This window comes from Pseudomonadota bacterium (assembly GCA_037200975.1).
GTDB lineage: Bacteria > Pseudomonadota > Gammaproteobacteria > Steroidobacterales > Steroidobacteraceae > CADEED01.
Map to the genome: position 1 here is coordinate 247,675 of JBBCGI010000001.1, position 17,732 is coordinate 265,406.

A 17,732-nucleotide genomic window follows, 5' to 3' on the forward strand; every position below is an offset into this window, starting at 1 on the left:
TCGGTCACTAACAACTCGGATTTACTTGTAGTTCTGGCCCGCGCAGGTCTTGGTCTTGGTGTTGTAGTTGCCGCACTTCAACGTGACCCAGTCGGCTTCGATGTCCTTGCTGCCCGGCAGGAAATCCGACCAGGCGTCGCCCGGCACCAGTCCCGCGGTTTTCCAGACCACGTCGAACTGCCCGTCCGCCCGCACTTCGCCGATGAACACCGGCTTCGTCAGGTGGTGGTTAGGCAGCATCTTGGCGATGCCGCCGGTCAGGTTCGGCGACTCGATGCCGATCATCGCGTCCGTGACCTTGCTCACGTCGGTGGTCTTGGCCTTCTCCACGGCCTTCACCCACATGGCGAAGCCGATCACATGTGCTTCCATCGGATCGTTGAAGGTGCGCTTCGGGTTCTTGGTGTATGCCTTCCACTGCGCAATCGCCGCGGTGTTCGCCGGCGTCTTGATGCTCTGGAAGTAGTTCCAGGCGGCGAGATGTCCGACCAGCGGCTTGGTGTCGATGCCGCTCAATTCCTCTTCGCCGACCGAGAAGGCCACGACCGGAATGTCTTCCGCCGAGATCTTCTGGTTGCCAAGCTCCTTGTAGAACGGCACGTTCGCATCGCCATTGATGGTCGACACGACCGCGGTCTTCTTGCCCGCCGAGCCGAACTTCTTGATGTCAGCCACGATCGACTGCCAGTCGGAATGTCCGAACGGCGTGTAGTTGATCATGATGTCGGCGTCCGCGACGCCCTTCGACTTGAGGTACGCCTCGAGGATCTTGTTGGTGGTGCGCGGATACACGTAGTCCGTGCCCGCGAGCACCCAGCGCTTCACGCCGAGGTCCTTCGCGAGATAGTCCACCGCCGGGATCGCCTGCTGGTTGGGCGCGGCGCCGGTGTAGAACACGTTCTTCGACGATTCCTCACCTTCGTACTGCACCGGGTAGAACAACAGGCCGTTGTTCTTCTCGAACACCGGCAACACGCTCTTGCGCGACACCGACGTCCAGCAGCCGAACACCACCGCCACCTTGTCCTTCACCAGCAATTGTTCCGCTTTCTCGGCGAACAGCGGCCAGTTGGAGGCCGGGTCCACGACCACGGCTTCCAGCTTCTTGCCGAGCAACCCGCCCTTCTTGTTCTGCTCGTCGATGAGCATGAGGACGGTGTCCTTGAGCGTCGTCTCCGAGATCGCCATCGTTCCCGACAGCGAGTGCAGGACGCCGACCTTGATCGTGTCCGCGGCTTGCGCCGACGCACCCAGCGTCATCGCCACCGCGGCGCCGAGCACGGCGAGCCTGCGGGTCATCTTCAGTTTGATGTTCTTCATGTATTCGTTCCTTACATCTGGATTTGCAGGCCGATTCCGATCGTCGAGCTGTCGCCGCCGACGTCCGGATCGAAGCTCTTGTCGAGGTAGTACAGGCTGATGCGTGCGTTGAACTGCTTGATGATGTAGTTCAGGTCGATCTCGAGCGTGTCCTGGTCGAGGTCGTCGCCCGCGAAGTCGTAGGTCGCCTGGCCGTACTTGCCGAGCACCTGGAACTTGCCGGGGCCGGCTTCGCCGGGGAATAGATAGGCGCCGAGCACGTAGAAGCCGTCCTGCTTGTCGTACAGGCTGCCGACCGGCGTGCCGTAGCCGCCGAGGCCGTCGTACATCGCGTATTCGGATTCGAGGGTGATCACGCCCGAATTGCCGAGTTTCTTCTCGAGCAGGAAATCCACCGAGTAGGCATCGCCGGCATCGGCGGTTTGCGCCGCGACGCCGACCGCGAGCAGATCCTTGTCGCCGTAATACGTGCCGTTCAGGTAGTAGCCGTCTTCGGCATCCCAGAAATCCACCTGCACACGCGAGGCGAGCAACACGTCGGAATCGCCGGTGGTCAGGCCGGCGACGTCGAAGGCGCCGAGCGAGAATTTGACTTTGCCGTACTGGCCCCAGTAGGCGATGCCGTCGTCACGGCCTTCGGTCTCGAACGGATAACCGTCCTGCACGCCGTCCTGGTACACGCCCCAGTTGCTGGCGTAGTACGGTCCGTAAAGATTGGCGCGGTCGCTGGGCGGCAGGAATCGGCCCACCCACACGTTGTGTTTGCCGCCGTCGAAGGAGAATTGCGCTGCCGCGTCGATGACGCGGATCTCCTCGTCGTCGGAGTTGTATTCGGTGTTGAGCATGAAGCCGATGTTTTCAGTGGCCTTGCCGCTGAAATACAGACGCACGCTGTTGACCGCGAAATCGCTGTACGAACTGTCGTCACCTTCGCCCGAGTCGAAATCCGTGCTGGTGAAGCTGGTGCGCAGGCCGCCGCCGACCGAGACCTCAGGCAACTTGAAATCGGCCTGGGCTGGCGAGATCGCAATCGCGGACAGCCCGAGACCGGCCGCCGCCCTGATGATGTTTGTTTTGAGAGACATGTTGTTCCTTGTTTGCAAGAGCCCCTGCAAATCAAATTACGAAACGAGTTCCCGCGGAGGTAGGCGTCATTTGACGTAGGCCGGCGCCGCATGGCGCCGCGCTTGGGCGAAGAGAGTGCGAGCGCGCCCCTGCCTGCACCCCGAAGCAGCATTTGAAAAACGCAAGCACCTTGTGAGGCGAGCACGCCGCGCGCCACGCGTGTTCGCGCGCAGCGGACATGGCACGCGCATTGCTACCTATCCATGCAAACAGGGGAGTCATCGGTGAGCGCAAAGCCGAGACAACAAAAAATCATTCGCGAGCGCCGCCAGTACAACCAATGGGTGGCGAGCCAGACGCTCGAAGACTACGCACTGCGGTTCACCGCGGAACGGGCGCGCAAGTCCACCGCGCGCGTCGGCAACACGGCGCTCGGCCCCATCGCGTTTCTTGCCTGCGAGGCCATCGGCGGCACGATCACGCTGTTGTACGGATTCCCGAACGCGGCCTGGGCCATCGGCGCATTCGCGGTGTTGATGTTCCTGATCGGCTTGCCCATTGCCTACTACGCCGCGAAGTACGGCGTCGACATCGACCTGCTCACGCGCGGCGCGGGCTTCGGCTACATGGGCAGCACGGTGACGTCGCTCATCTACGCGTCGTTCACGTTCCTGCTGTTCGCGATCGAAGCCAGCATCATGTCGGTGGCATTGAACCTCGTGTTCGGCATCCCGATGTGGCTGGCGCACATCTGCAGCTCGCTGGTCGTCATCCCGATCGCGCTGTACGGCATCAGTCTCATCAGCAAGATGCAGATCGTCACGCAGCCGATCTGGCTGATCCTGCAGTTTGTGCCGATCGCCATCATCGCCTGGAAACATCCGGCGGAGATCGCGGCCTGGACCCGCTTCGGCGGGACGGACGGTGGTGGCGGCGCTTTCAACTTCGTGTTGTTCGGCCTCGCGGCCTCCGTGTTGCTGTCGCTGCTGCCGCAGATCGGCGAACAGGTCGACTACCTGCGCTTCCTCCCGAAGCGCACGCGCGAAAACCGCATCGGCTGGTGGACGGCGGTCATCGGCACCGGGCCGGGCTGGGTGCTGCTCGGCGGCTTCAAACTACTGATCGGTTCGTTCCTCGCCGTGTGGGCGCTGCGCCAAGGCGTGCACGTCAGCCAGGCCGACGAGCCGACCATCATGTACCACCTCGCCTTCCGCGAGGTGTTCCAGTCGCCGACCGCGGCGCTGGTGATGACCGGCATCTTCGTCATCGTCTGCCAGCTCAAGATCAACGTGACGAACGCCTACGCCGGCTCGATCGCCTGGTCCAACTTCTTCTCGCGCCTGACCCACGCGCATCCCGGCCGCGTGGTGTGGCTGGTGTTCAACGTGTTGCTGGCGCTGCTGCTCATGGAGATCGGCATCTTCCGGGCGATCGAGAGCATCCTCGTCATCTACGCCAACTTCGCGGCCGGGTGGATAGGCGCGCTGACCGCGGACCTGGTCATCAACAAGCCCCTGGGGTACAGCCCCAAGTACATCGAGTTCAAACGCGCGCACCTCTACGACATCAACCCGGTCGGTGTCGGCGCGTTGATCATCTCGGTGGTGTTGTCGAGCGCGGCGTTCATGGGCGCATTCGGCCAGTACGCGCAGATCCTCTCGCCGTTCGTGGCGCTGGTCGTGGCGTTTATCGCCGCGCCGTTGATCGCGATCTACACGCGCGGCAAGTACTACCTGGCGCGCCCGGACACGGGTTTGCCCGAAAAGGCCACCGAGCTCGAATGCAGCATCTGCGAGAACGTGTTCGAACGCGGCGATGTGGCCATGTGTCCCGCCTACGCCGGGCCGATCTGTTCGTTGTGCTGCACGCTCGAGGCCCGTTGCCGCGACAGCTGCAAGACGAACAGCCGCTTCAACGAGCAACTCGACGGCTTCATCCGCCGTCTGTTGCCCGAGCGCGTGGGCGCCCTGCTCAATACGCGCGCGGGTCACTTCGGCGGGTTGCTGCTGCTGTCCAATCTCGCCATCGGGTTGCTGCTGGGGCTCATCTACCAGCAATACGGCGGTTCGATGCCCGGTGAACGCGAGACGATCCGTACGACCTTGTGGCTGGTGTACTTCGCATTGCTGGTCGTCTCGGGCGTCATGGCCTGGCTGATCGTGCTCGCGCATGAAAGCCGGCGCGCCGCCGAAGCCGAATCCGCCCGCCAGACCGGCATGCTGATGGACGAGATCGATGCGCACAAACGCACCGACGCGGCATTGCAGAAGGCCAAGGAAGTGGCGGAATCCGCCAACGTCGCCAAGACGCGCTACATCGCCGGCATCTCGCACGAGATCCGCACGCCGCTCAATTCCATCTACGGCTACGCCCAACTACTCGAACGCGGCGCGGCCGGGCCGTCGGACAACGCCATCCGCGTGATCCGGCGCAGCGCCGAACACATGGCCGACCTGATCGACGGCATCCTCGACATCTCCAAGATCGAGAACGGCATCCTGCGCCTGAACCGCGACAAGGTGGCGCTGGCCGATTTCCTCGACCAGATCGTCGACATGTTCCGGCTGCAGGCCGCCGCCCGCGGCATCGAGTTCATCTACAGCCGGCCGCCCAATCTGCCGGCGTTCGTGCACGTCGACCAGAAGCGGCTGCGGCAGATCCTCATCAATCTGCTGTCCAATGCGATCAAATACACCGAGCGCGGCAACGCCACCTTGACGGTGCGTTATCGCAGCCAGGTCGCGGAATTCGAGGTCTCCGATACGGGCGTGGGCATTCCCGCGCACGAGATCGAGCGCGTCTTCGAGCCTTTCGAACGCGGCCAGGGCGCCAATGTGCGCGCGATACCGGGAACCGGCCTCGGGCTGACCATCACCAAACTACTGACGCAGATCATGGGTGGCGAGATCAATGCCGTCAGCGCCGAGGGCGCGGGCACCACCTTCACGGTGCGGCTGTTGATGTCGGAGGCCGCGGCGACGCCGGCGGCCGGCGCGACCGCCGGCACACGCGCGATCTCGAACTACCTCGGAGCGCGCCGCAAGGTGTTGCTGATCGATGACGACCCGTCGCACCTGGATATCGTGCAGAACCTGCTGGCGCCGCTCGATTTCCAGCTGTTCACGGCGAACAACGGCGGCGCCGGGCTCAAGCTCGCCGCCGAATGCCTGCCCGACCTTGCGATGGTGGACATCTCGATGCCCGGCATGACCGGTTGGGAAGTGGCCGAACGCCTGCGCACCCTGCCCGGCCTCGATCGCCTGCGCATCGTAATCGTCTCGGCCAACGCACACGAATTCACCCCCGGCGGCGTGAATACGCATCACGATGCGTTCCTGATCAAACCCATCGACATGGAACGCATGCTCGAGTGCCTGGGGCTGCAGCTCAATCTGCAATGGGTCCACGAGCCCGGCACGGGCACCGCCGGCGGCGGCCACGGCGAACACGGCGGCGCCGATCTGCCGGTCCACTCGCAGCATCACGTCGACGACCTGTATCAGCTCGGCCTCATCGGCCACGTGCGCGGCATCCAGGCCAAACTGCGCGAAATGGAAAACGATCCGACCAACAAGCCGTTCGCCACCCGCATGCGCACGCTGGTCGCCAACTTCGATCTCAAACGCTACATGAACGTGCTGGAAGGAATGCGCAAACATGGCTAACTCCAATGACGTCCGTCGCGACACCCTGCTGGTGGTCGACGACACACCCGAGACGCTGGGCTTTCTCACCGACACGCTCGATCACGCCGGCTTCACGGTGTTGATCGCGACCGACGGCGAAAGCGCGCTGCGACTGATCGAGCAGATCACGCCCGATCTCGTGCTCATGGACGCGCTGATGCCCGGGCTCAATGGTTTCGAAACCTGCCGGCGCATGAAACGCGACAAGGTCATGGCGCACCTGCCGGTGATCTTCATGACCGGTCTGACCGAAACCGAGAACGTGCTCGAGGGTCTGGCCGCCGGGGGCGTCGACTATGTGACCAAACCCATCGTCATCGACGAGCTGCTGGCCCGCATTCGCGTACATCTGGCCAACGCGCGCGTGGCCGCTGGCTCGCGCGCCGCGCTCGACGCCACCGGCCGGTTTCTGCTCGCCACCGACGCGCGCGGCCGGCTGCTGTGGTGCACGCCGAAGGCGCGTTCGTTGCTGACCGAACTATTCCCGGTGCCGGGAAATTCCTTCGCCAGCCTGCCCGCGGGGATCATGTCGCAGATGACGCAACTGCGATCCAACGCCGCGGCGGGCCAGGCACGGCTGCTGGTCGACGTGAACGGGCGCAAGGTCGAGATTTCGATGCTGAGCCCGATCGGCCCGGACGAATTGCTGTTCCGCCTCACCGAGCTCAGCACCACGCTCGACGAGCAACAGCTGCAGCAGACGTTGTCGCTGACCTCGCGCGAATCCGAAGTGTTGTTGTGGATCAGCCGCGGCAAGGCCAACCGCGAGATCGGCGAAATACTGGCCATTTCTCCACGCACCGTGAACAAACACCTGGAACAGATCTTCGTGAAGCTCGGCGTGGAAAACCGCGCATCCGCCGCGGCGCGGGCGGTCCGGGCGTTGGCGCGGTAAGTCTAGTTCGGCGCCTCGATGAGGTAACCCTGCGACTGCAAGCGGGCGAGATAGCCGTCGTCACGCATGAGCTTGACCAGCGGCACGATGGCGAAGGTAGTTTGATTGGCGGCGATGCTCTTCTGCGCCGCGTCCATCCACAGGGAACGCAGCTGCTCGCGGATGTCGGCGGGAATGAGTTCGCGCGCCACCTGCGAGCTCATCACGGCCATGACGCAGGGCAGCGTCGGGCTCGGCAACGGCGGCAACGCGGAGAGCGTCGCGAGATCGCCGGTCGCCCAGGCCCGGGCGCGGGAATTCTCGGTGTCGCGATCCGACAGCGCCTCCGTGAGATCGAGCGTGGTCGCGAAACATTCTACGTCCGACAGCGACTCGCGCGAGAACTCCTTGATCTTGGCGCGAATCTCCGCGCGTTTGATCGTGAACGCGATCGTGGGGCTGGTCACGCGGATCTTGTGCTGCTTCGCTAGTTTGCCGACGACGTCCCACACCATCCCGTTGTCGCGCAGTTTGAGTTCGTCGTAGGCGCCCTTGCGCAGCTTGTCGGCGGCGAAGATCGGTCGCCATTCTTCGACCCCGGACTCGCGCCCTAGATAGAGCCGCTTCTGCACCTGCCAGCGCGCATACAACACTGGCGGCAGCAGATCCTTGAGCTTGCCTTCTTCGGGGTTCTTGCGCGCCTTGAGCACGGCGGGCAGCAGGCTCAGCCCGCGGAACAAACCGATCTCTTCGTCCGGTTTCATCGTGACGGATGAATCGCGCAGGATCTCCTGCGTGCTGACGACGACGGCCTCGACTTTTTTCGACTTCCACTGGATGCGCTTGGGCAGCGGCGGCGGATCGCCGATGATCCACAACGTGTGCCCGCTGGTGTCGTTCGCCCGGGTCACCTTCCACATGCCGGGCCCGGGAAACTCGCCGTTGACCACGACTTCTTCGAGCGGTGTTTCCTCGGCCGGAAGCTGGGCCTGCGCGCCACCCGCGACGAGCAACACGACCAGACATTTCGATACGCGGCGCATGGGTGCCTTTCTGACCGCGACCGGCCCGGTGGAGTTCCGGCCGGCATTTTACTCCTCAGGCGTCGCTGCCGCGCCCTAACTGCTCCAGATGCGTTTGCAGGCTCATGCGGTCGAGCGAGCGCACCGGCAGATTGGCAAACAGGCGCAACCGCCGCTCCAGTTCCTTGCGCGTGCGGATCAACGCCTGGCGGCGCTCGGCGTCGTCGTCGAATTGATCGGGATCCGTGCAGCGCCAGTGTGCCGTGATGGGCTGGCCCGGCCACATCGGCGGCGCTTCGCCGGCAGCGGTATCGCTCAATGTGAAGACGAAATCGAGCGGCGGAGAATCCGGCGCGCTGAACTCGCGCACGTGTTGCGGCGGATGTTCCGGCGGCTTGAGCCCCGCGTGTTGCATGAGCTCGACCGCGATCGGATCGATGCGCGGCGCCGGCCGCACCCCGGCGCTGAACGCTTCGAGCTGTCCGTGCCCGATGGAATTCGCGATGGCTTCCGCCATCATGCTGCGCGCCGAATTGCGCTGGGAGAGAAACAGGATCCTGAACGGTGGGCCTTCCATGCGGACATCCTCTGCAGGCCATCGATCTGGCAGGCGAATCCTCGCGGCGCCGGCGTTTTTTTCGTGTAGGGACTCGTTCCCTGTCGATGTCAGTGACGCAGCATGCCCTGCTTCTCGATGAACGCGACCACCTGGTCGAGCCCCTGGCCGGTTTTCATGTTGGTGAACACGAACGGACGCTCGCCGCGCATCTTCTTTGCATCGCGATCCATCACTTCCAGCGACGCGCCGACGTGCGGCGCCAGATCGATCTTGTTGATGATGAGCAGATCGCTTTTCATGATGCCCGGGCCACCCTTGCGCGGAATCTTGTCGCCGGCCGCGACGTCGATGACATACAGAGTGAGGTCGGAAAGCTCCGGGCTGAACGTCGCCGCGAGATTGTCGCCGCCGCTCTCCACGATGATGAGGTCGAGCCCGGTGAAGTCCTGCATGAGCTGATCGATCGCGGCGAGGTTCATGGAGGCATCTTCGCGAATCGCCGTGTGCGGGCAGCCGCCCGTCTCCACGCCACGGATACGTTCGGGCGCCAGCGCCTGGCTGCGGATCAGGAATTCCTGGTCTTCCTTCGTATAGATGTCGTTGGTGACCACCGCGATGTTGAACAGGTCGCGCATCCGCTTGCAGAGGTTGTCGACCAGCGCGGTCTTTCCCGAACCCACGGGGCCACCGACCCCCACACGCAAGACATCAGGTTTGGCACTCATGCGGAAGATCATAGAGGCCGGCGTGGCGCCTTCGGACCCGTATGCGTCAAATGACTTAGGCACGGCTGCATGCGCGTGCATCCGCGCTACGCTTCCGGCATGAAAAATATCCGTTCGCGCCTCGGGTTTTTCGCGGTCGCCGCATTGCCGGTTCTGGCGCAGGCACATCCGGGTCACGATGCCGGCATCAGCTACGCCTCCGGCGCGCTGCATCCGCTCGGCGGCTTCGATCACCTGCTGGCGCTGCTTGCCGTCGGACTGCTCGCGGCGCGTATGGGAGGCCGTGCGTTGCTGGCGATCCCGGCGGCGTTTCTCGCCTTGCTGGCCGTCGGCATCGCGCTGGGCTTCGAAGGCGTGCAACTCGACTTCGTGGAGCCCGCGATCATGGCGTCGATTCTGGTGTGCGGAGGCCTGGCGGTGTTGCCGCCGCGGCATCTGCCGGTGGCGACGGCCGCGCTCGCCGCGCTGTTCGCCATCTTTCACGGCAACGCGCACGGTACGGAAGTCGTGGCCGGCGTGGGTCGCGTGCCATACGCGGCCGGGCTGATGACCAGCAGCGCGCTCGTGATCGGTATCACCGCGTTTGTCGCGAGGTCGGCGACGTGGACCGTGAGCGCACGACGCCACTGACCCCGCGGCACATCGAAAAACCGCGGTCGATGAAACGGACGGTCCGGTTTCGCTCCTTTCACCCAGCTGCTGCGGCCGGCTTGTTATAGCTAGCAGACCCGGATTCGTGATCAGGCCATTGCGGGTTCACTCACGGGCGAGACGCCGGGGCGCCCGATCCCGAACATGCGTCGCACACACGTTCGAAGGAAGAAAACATGGGCCCGCAAAACCTGGAAGGCGTCCTCAAGGCCGCCGGCAACACCGTACAACTGCTGCGCAATTCGAAGATTGGCGCGTATGTGTACCCGGTGGTGCCAAGTGAGTTCTACAACTGGCGCGACGAGCAGCGCGCCTGGCGCGACAGCGCGGTGCTGTTCGACCAGTCGCATCACATGGCCGAGCTCACGCTCAAGGGTCCGGACGCACTCAAGCTGTGCACGTACACCACCATCAACAGCTTCGCCAACTTCCCGGTCAACCGCGCCAAGCAGATGGTGCCGACCAGCTACGACGGTTATGTCATCGGCGACGGCATCCTGTTCCACCTCGACAAAGATGAGCTGCTGTTCGTCGGCCGCGCGCCCACGGTCAACTGGCTGCAGTTCCATGCCGAGACCGGTGGCTTCAAGGTGGATTTCATCCGCGACGACCGTTCACCTTCGAACCCCAAGGGGAAGGCGGTCACGCGCCGGCATTACCGCTTTCAGATCCAGGGACCGAACGCGAAGGCCATCCTCGACAAGATCAACGGCGGGCCGATCCCCGACGTGAAGTTCTTCACGATGGACACGATCAACATCAAGGGCCGCAAGGTGCGTTGCCTGCGTCACGGCATGGCGGGCGCTCCCGGCCTCGAGATCTGGGGTCCGTACGAACAGGCCGAAGAGATCCGCGATTACATCCTCGAACAGGGCAAGGAATTCGACATCGTTCCCGTGGGCTCGCGCGCCTACGCGAGCAACACGCTCGAGTCGGGCTGGATTCCCTCCCCGCTGCCTGCGGTCTACACCGGCGAGTCGATGAAGAAATATCGCGAATGGCTGCCGGCCAACAGTTACGAGGCCACAGGCTCCATTGCCGGAAGCTTCGTGAGCAACAACATCGAGGACTACTACCTCACTCCTTATGAGCTCGGTTACGGCCCGTTCGTGAAATTCGATCACGACTTCATCGGCCGCGCGGCGCTCGAGAAGAAGGCCAACCAGCCGCATCGCAAGAAGGTGACGTTCGCCTGGCATGCGGATGACATGGCGAAGATCTACGCCTCGCTGTTCCATCCGGGCGCCGACCACTACAAGTTCTTCGATCTTCCCAATGCCAACTACTCGTCCTCGTCGTACGACCGGATCGTGAAGAACGGCAAGACGGTCGGCGTCTCGATGTTCGGCGGCTACAGCTACAACGAACGCACGGCGCTGTCGCTCGGCGTCGTCGATCCGGACGTCAGCATCGGCGAGGAGTTGACGCTGGTCTGGGGCGAGGATGGCGGCGGCACGCAGAAGACCACTGTCGAGCGGCACAAGCAGCTCGACGTGCGCGTGACGATCTCGCCAGTGCCCTACTCGCGCGTCGTGCGCGAGACGTACACCGAAGGCTGGCGCAAGGCCCAGGGCGCCTGATCGAAAGTTAGATCGCGATTCGAACCGGTCGCCCTGCGGAAAGTGGTGCCGGGGTGCAATTCTCGTAATTAAGTCCACGTCGGCGAATGCGCCAACGCGGACTTAATTACGAGAATTGCACCCCGGCACCACTTCCCCTCACCGCCGAACTGTGTATACACTGTATGCACAGTATGTACAGCGGCATAAACATCTCCCAGACCGACGCGCGGCCCATGTATCTGCAGATCATGGAGCAGATCCAGCAGCGCATTGCGGCTGGGGATTGGGCTGCGGGAAGGGAGTTGCCGTCCATCCGGGTGCTGGCCGCCGACCTCAAGGTCAGCGTGATCACCATCAAGCGCGCCTACCTGGACCTCGAAAGCGAGGGGGTCATCGTGACCCGCCACGGCAAGGGCTCCTTCGTCGCGGACGTCAATGGCCTCGCCGGCGAATTGCAGGAAGAAAAGCTCGCCGAGCACCTCGCCACCGCGGCCGGCATCGCCGTCACGCTCGGGCTTTCCGAAGACGAACTCGCGGCACGGCTGCGCCGTGTCCACAAAACCCTGGGGAAGAAGAAATGACTCCGGCCAAACACCTCGAGCTGCGCGGCGTGCGCAAGACCTATCGCTTCTTCACGCTCGACGACCTCTCGATGGACATCGAGCCCGGTCAGATCGTGGGCTTCGTCGGACCGAACGGCGCTGGCAAGAGCACGACGATCCGCCTCGCGATGGGCCTGATCGCGCCGGACGCCGGCGAGGTGCGACTGCTCGGTCACGACGTCGCGACGGCGCAGGCACTCGCCAAGCGCGACGTCGGCTTCGTCTCGGCGGATATGCGCCTGCTGCCGAATGCCACGCTCGACTGGCACATGCGTTTCGTCGCGTCCATCTACCCGGGCTGGGATGGAGCCTATGCGGAGCAGCTGGTGAAACGTTTCAACCTGCGCCCGGAACAGGGCGTGCGCCAGCTGTCGCTCGGCGAACACGTGAAGGCGGCGTTGCTGCTCGCGCTGGCGCGCCGCCCGCGCCTGCTCATCCTCGACGAGCCCACCAACGGCCTCGACCCGGTGGCGCGCCACGAAGTCATCAGCGAATTCATGGACGTGCTGCGCGACGACAACCGCTCGATCCTGTTCTCCTCGCACAACACGGTGGACGTGGAACGCATCTCCGACCGCATCACCTTCATCGACCGCGGCCGCATCGTCGACAGCAGCGACAAGGAAGATTTCCTCGAACGCTGGCGCCGCATCCACGTGCAGCTGGCGCCCGGCGCCGCACTGCCCCAGCTACCCCACATCGTCAGCACCGTGCAGGACGGACAGTTCGCCACGCTCACCACCAATCATTTCTCGGATTCACAGCTGGCCCAACTCGGCGCCAGCGTGCGCGAGGTGCAGCGAATGAATCTCGAGGAGATCTTCGTCGCGAACGTCATGCATCACCGCGAGGCACGCAGCCAATGAATATCGTCGTGCGCAAACTCATCGCCAAGGAAATCTACGTCAACCGCTGGTTCATCGCCGGCGCGGCGATCTCGGGCGTGGTGTCGGTGCTGATCGCGGGCAGCGGCGGCAAGGCCGCGTTCAACATCGGCGCGCTCACCTGGGTGACGACCGTCATCGCCTTCGGCGTGATGCTTGGCATCTACGGCATCGCCAACGAACGCAAGGAACATTCGCTGCTGTTTGTCCTGAGCCTGCCGCTATCCACCGGCGACTACGTGCGCGCCAAACAGGCCGGCCTGCTGCTGACCTTCCTCGCTCCGTGGCTGGTATCGAGTGCTGCCGCCGTCGCGCTGATCCTCGTCCACGCCGATATTCCGGACGGCCTCGTCCCGTTCACCGTGTTGTTGTGCGTCTTCATGCTGGCCAATTTCTCGGTGGTCCTGTGCGGCGCGTTACACGCCACCTCCGAAGCCTGGATGACGACGCTGATCATCGTCACCAACATGGCCGTCAGCGTCTTCATGTTCAGCGTGGTGGCCATCCCCGGCATCGGCACGAGCATGCTCGCCCCCACCGCCGTGTGGAATGACACCGTCTGGGCAGTTCTCGGGCTCGAGCTGCTTATCTTCATTCTGGCACTGGCGATGCCGTGGTTCGTCGCCGCACGGCGCCGCGACTTCATCTGAGGAAGGTCATGACGATGAATACCAAACTACCAGAACAACGCCTGCACGCCCTCGACGCCGTGCGCGGCTTCGCGCTGTTGTTAGGCGTGGCGTTTCACGCGGCGCTGTCGTTCATGCCGGGCTGGCCGCCGGGCATCTGGGCGATGATCGACAACTCGCCCAGCCAGTTCCTGAGCGACGCGGCCTTCGTCACGCACATCTTCCGCATGTCGCTGTTCTTCTTCATCGCCGGCTTCTTCGGCCGCCTGCTCTACCACAAGCTCGGCGCGCAGGCGTTCTGGGTGAACCGCGCCAAACGCATCGCCGTCCCGCTGGTCGTGGGCTGGATCGTCCTGTTCCCGCTGATCGCCTGGGTGTGGACCGTCGGTGTCGCGAAGACGCTGGGCGGTGCGCCGCCCGCGATGCCGGAAATGCCGAAGACCCTGGCGGCTTTCCCGCTCACTCATTTGTGGTTTCTCTATCAATTGCTGCTGCTGTACGTGGCGGTGCTCGCCGCGCGCGCGCTGATTGTCCGAATCGATGCCCGGCAAAAACTGCGCACGATGGCCGACGCGCTGATGCACGGCGCGATCGACAAGAGGGTCGGCGTATTCGTGTTAGGCATTCCGCTGACCATCGCGTTGCTGCAGCTGCCGATGTGGTTCTACTGGTCGGGCATTCCGACGCCCGACCAGTCGCTGATTCCGCAACTGCCGGCGACCGCCGGCTTCGCGACCGCGTTCGTCGTGGGCTGGTTCGTGCATCGCTCCACTACGGCATTGGCGGCCATCGAGCGCCGCTGGGCGGCTCATCTGATCTTCGCAGTGATCTCGACCGCCTGGCTGGTGTACGTCGTGAAGACGATGCCGATGGCGCAGCCGGGCACCACCCGAACGCTGTTCGCCTACGTCTTCGGTGTCGCCGTGTGGAGCTGGGTGCTGGGCCTCACCGGCGCGGCGCTCAGGTTCCTCTCCAACTACAGCCCGGTGCGCCGCTACCTGGCCGACGCGTCGTACTGGATTTACCTCGCGCATCTGCCGGTGGTCGCGGCCTTCCAGGTGTGGATGGGCCATTGGCCGCTGCACTGGGTCGTGAAATATCCGTTGATCCTCGCCGCGAGTCTTGCGGTGTTGTTCCTGAGTTATCACTTCCTCGTGCGCGCATCGTTCATCGGCGAGCTGCTGAATGGACGCAAGGTGCGCACCGGACGCTCCCCGGCCTCGAACGCCGCGTCGCAGGAGAATGCCGGGAATTCAGCCGCCGCCTTGCGCGGGATCACCAAACGTTACGGCGCGACCACCGCCCTCAACGGCATCGATCTCGAGCTGCGCCGCGGCGAGCTGCTGGCCGTGCTGGGCCCCAATGGCGCCGGCAAGAGCACCGCGATCGGGTTGTGGCTCGGTCTCATCGAAGCGGATGCCGGAGAAGTGACCCTGCTCGGCGGCTCGCCGCGGGACGCCGAACGACGCCGCGGCCTCGGCGCGATGATGCAGGACGTGGAGCTATATAAAGAGCTGCACGTGCGCGAGCTGGTCGCGCTGGCGTCGAGTTACTACGCCCATCCCCTGAGCGTCGACGAGACGCTGCGCCGCGCCGGCATCACCACATTGGCCGGACGCCGATACGGCAGGTTGTCGGGCGGCCAGAAGCGCCAGGCGCAATTCGCGGTGGCGATCTGCGGGCGGCCGAAGGTGCTGTTCCTCGACGAACCCACCGTCGGGCTCGACGTCCAGGCGCGCGAAGCGCTGTGGGCCAACGTGCGCACGCTGCTGGCGGAAGGCTGCTCCATCGTGCTCACCACGCACTATCTCGAGGAGGCCGAAGCGCTCGCCACGCGCGTCGCGGTGGTTGCCAAGGGCCGTCTCATCGCCTCCGGCAGCGTGGCGGACATGCGCGCGCTGGTCGCGCGCCGCCGGATCAGTTGCGAAACCTCGCTCGGTGCCGAGGAGGTCCGCGCCTGGCCGGGCGTCAGCGAGGTCACGCGTGACGCGGCGCGCCTGCATTTCGTCGCCGCGGACGCGGAAGCCGTCGTGCGCCGCCTGCTGGCCGCCGATCCGGCCCTGCGCCGGCTCGAGGTGCGCGAAGCCGGACTTTCCGAAGCATTCAACGAACTCACCAAGGAAGCCGCATGAACGCGCCGACCTCCTCCGTTGCCGAACCTTTCGTGCTCACGCCGCGCCGCGCGGCCGGCGCGTATCTCGCCGAAGTGCGCTACGAGTTCATGCGTATCCTGCGCAACCCGGCGCTGGCATTACCCATCGTGCTCGTGCCGGGTGCGCTCTATCTACTGATCGCCGCGGTCGTCGCGGGCGAGGCCATCGACAAGGACCCGGACGTCGGCGTGTTCCTGTTCGGCGGCTTCGCCGTGCTGGCGGTCACGATGCCGGCGCTGTTCACCATCGGCGCATCGCTGGCGATGGAACGCGAGATGGGCCTCATGAAGCTCAAACGCGCGCAACCGGCGCCGGCCGGCAGCTGGCTCGTTGCCAAGCTCGTGACCGGAATCGCGTTCAGCGCGCTCGCGTACCTGCCGATGGTCGCCATCGGGCTGGGTTTCGGCAAGCTGACGCTCGACGCAGCGCATCTCGCCGCGATGAGCGCCGTACTGATCCTCGGTTCCATCCCGTTCTGCGCACTGGGACTGATGATCGGCACACTGATCAGCGGCTCTGCGGCGCCCGGTTATGCCAATCTCATCTATCTACCTGGCTGTTACCTGAGCGGGCTGTTCTTCCCGCTGCCCAAGTCGATGCACTGGCAGACACCGGTGTGGCCGCAGTTCCACATCAACCAGCTCGCGATGCACGCCGCGGGAATCGAAAAGTTCCAGTTCATCCCGGCGCAGATGGCGGCGGCAGCGCTGGTGGGATTCACCGTGTTGTTCAGCGCGGTCGCGCTCTGGCGGCTGGCGCGCAAAGGCTGACTCTTTCCGGTAATGTCTCGTCTCCAAACGCGGGGGACCCAACGATGAGTGCGAAAGATCGACGCGATTTTCTGCAGCTGGCCGGCCTGACCGGCATGTTCGCCAGCATGGCGCCGCAGGCGCTGGCCCAGGGCGCCTCGGGCGCTTTCACGGTGGACCCGGCCAATACTTCGAAGGCCGAGATCAAACCGACCCATTCCATCAAGTTCGCGGCCATCGGCCTCGACCACGCGCACATCTACGGCATGATCAACGCCGTGCAGCGCGGCGGCGGCGAACTCGTTTCGTTCTTCGCCACCGATCCGGCGCAGATCGCCGAATTCCGCAAACGCTTCGGGGACGTGAAGCTGGCCGCGAGCGAGGCCGAAATCCTCGGCGACAAATCCATCCAGCTGGTCGCCGGCGCGCCGATCCCGGATCTACGCGCACCGCTCGGCATCCGCGTCATGCAGGCCGGAAAAGACTACCTGGCCGACAAGCCGGGTATCACGACGCTGGCGCAGCTGGCCGCGGTGCGCGCCGCGATCAAGGCCACCAAACGCAAGTTCGCGATCATGTATTCCGAGCGGCTCGAAGTGCGCTCCGCCGTGTATGCCGGCGAGCTCATCCACCAGGGCGCAATCGGCAAGGTCGTGCAGACCGTGAACCTGGCGCCGCATCGCGTGAACGCGCCGAGCCGGCCCGAGTGGTTCTGGGACAAGGCGCGGTACGGCGGCATCCTCTGCGACATCGGCTCGCACCAGGCCGACCAGTTCCTCTATTACACCAACAGCACGAAGGCCAAGGTAGTGGCCGCGCAGACCGGCAACGTCAACTATCCGGACCATCCGAAGTTCGAAGACTTCGGCGACATGGTGATGGTCGGTAACGGCGGCACGGGTTACGTGCGCGTCGACTGGTTCACGCCCGATGGCCTCGACACCTGGGGCGACGGGCGCCTGTTCGTGCTCGGCACCGAGGGTTACATCGAGCTGCGCAAGTACATCAACGTGGCTTCGAGTCTCACCGGCGGCAATCACCTGTACATCGTCGACAAGAAGCAGGCGCGTTACATCGATTGCAAGGACGTGCCGCTGCCGTTCGGCCCGCAGTTCGTCACCGACATCGTCGAACGCACGCAGGTCGCGCAGGACCAGGAGCAGGCCTTGCTGGCCGCGGAGCTCGTGCTCAAGGCACAGACGGTGGCGACGAAACCGACGCTCGGCTGAATCCGGGCACTCGAGGGGGACG

15 protein-coding genes are annotated in these 17,732 nt (G+C 64.3%); 10 read left to right on the top strand and 5 right to left on the bottom strand.

Annotation, left to right across the window (positions count from 1 at the left end):
* Positions 1–21: 21 nt before the first annotated feature.
* The gene (gene urtA / locus WDO72_01135; protein ID MEJ0084259.1) at positions 22–1,260 is read right to left on the bottom strand and encodes an urea ABC transporter substrate-binding protein; all 1,239 of its coding nucleotides are present in this window, start codon (positions 1,258–1,260) and stop codon (positions 22–24) included.
* A 71-nt stretch (positions 1,261–1,331) separates the two neighbouring features.
* Positions 1,332–2,405, bottom strand: coding sequence for a porin (locus WDO72_01140; GenBank protein MEJ0084260.1), 1,074 nt, complete (start codon positions 2,403–2,405; stop codon positions 1,332–1,334).
* Between the two features lie 264 nt (positions 2,406–2,669).
* Here WDO72_01140 and WDO72_01145 point away from each other — a divergent pair, with 264 nt between their 5' ends.
* Positions 2,670–6,050, top strand: coding sequence for an ATP-binding protein (locus WDO72_01145; GenBank protein ID MEJ0084261.1), 3,381 nt, complete (start codon positions 2,670–2,672; stop codon positions 6,048–6,050).
* A complete protein-coding gene (locus WDO72_01150) occupies positions 6,043–6,966 on the top strand; it encodes a response regulator (protein MEJ0084262.1) in 924 nt (307 codons plus the stop codon). Before WDO72_01145 ends, WDO72_01150 begins: the two co-directional genes overlap by 8 nt.
* A 2-nt stretch (positions 6,967–6,968) precedes the next feature.
* On the opposite strand, the gene WDO72_01155 is transcribed toward WDO72_01150, so the two are convergent.
* From WDO72_01155 to ureG, 3 genes are all read right to left on the bottom strand, one after another.
* Positions 6,969–7,988, bottom strand: coding sequence for a TraB/GumN family protein (locus tag WDO72_01155; GenBank protein ID MEJ0084263.1), 1,020 nt, complete (start codon positions 7,986–7,988; stop codon positions 6,969–6,971).
* A 55-nt stretch (positions 7,989–8,043) separates the two neighbouring features.
* Complete coding sequence (locus WDO72_01160) at positions 8,044–8,544, bottom strand: arsenate reductase ArsC (GenBank protein ID MEJ0084264.1); 501 nt, start codon at positions 8,542–8,544, stop codon at positions 8,044–8,046.
* Between the two features lie 89 nt (positions 8,545–8,633).
* Entirely contained in the window at positions 8,634–9,251 is a 618-nt protein-coding gene (ureG, locus tag WDO72_01165; protein ID MEJ0084265.1) for an urease accessory protein UreG, read from the bottom strand.
* A 99-nt stretch (positions 9,252–9,350) separates the two neighbouring features.
* On the opposite strand from ureG, the gene WDO72_01170 reads away from it, so the two are divergent.
* From WDO72_01170 to WDO72_01205, 8 genes are all read left to right on the top strand, one after another.
* On the top strand, positions 9,351–9,881 hold the full coding sequence (locus tag WDO72_01170; protein MEJ0084266.1) for a HupE/UreJ family protein: 531 nt from the start codon (positions 9,351–9,353) through the stop codon (positions 9,879–9,881).
* Positions 9,882–10,078: 197 nt separating this feature from the next.
* Positions 10,079–11,482, top strand: a complete 1,404-nt coding sequence (locus WDO72_01175; GenBank protein MEJ0084267.1) for an aminomethyltransferase family protein — start codon at positions 10,079–10,081, stop codon at positions 11,480–11,482.
* A 215-nt stretch (positions 11,483–11,697) separates the two neighbouring features.
* On the top strand, positions 11,698–12,045 hold the full coding sequence (locus WDO72_01180; GenBank protein MEJ0084268.1) for a GntR family transcriptional regulator: 348 nt from the start codon (positions 11,698–11,700) through the stop codon (positions 12,043–12,045).
* On the top strand, positions 12,042–12,932 hold the full coding sequence (locus tag WDO72_01185; protein ID MEJ0084269.1) for an ABC transporter ATP-binding protein: 891 nt from the start codon (positions 12,042–12,044) through the stop codon (positions 12,930–12,932). Before WDO72_01180 ends, WDO72_01185 begins: the two co-directional genes overlap by 4 nt.
* Positions 12,929–13,600, top strand: a complete 672-nt coding sequence (locus WDO72_01190; GenBank protein ID MEJ0084270.1) for an ABC-2 transporter permease — start codon at positions 12,929–12,931, stop codon at positions 13,598–13,600. The genes WDO72_01185 and WDO72_01190 overlap by 4 nt, the downstream gene beginning before the upstream one ends.
* 14 nt (positions 13,601–13,614) lie before the next feature.
* Positions 13,615–15,711, top strand: coding sequence for an acyltransferase family protein (locus WDO72_01195; protein MEJ0084271.1), 2,097 nt, complete (start codon positions 13,615–13,617; stop codon positions 15,709–15,711).
* Positions 15,708–16,502, top strand: coding sequence for an ABC transporter permease (locus tag WDO72_01200; protein ID MEJ0084272.1), 795 nt, complete (start codon positions 15,708–15,710; stop codon positions 16,500–16,502). Before WDO72_01195 ends, WDO72_01200 begins: the two co-directional genes overlap by 4 nt.
* Before the next feature lie 44 nt (positions 16,503–16,546).
* Complete coding sequence (locus WDO72_01205) at positions 16,547–17,710, top strand: Gfo/Idh/MocA family oxidoreductase (GenBank protein ID MEJ0084273.1); 1,164 nt, start codon at positions 16,547–16,549, stop codon at positions 17,708–17,710.
* Positions 17,711–17,732 lie beyond the last annotated feature (22 nt).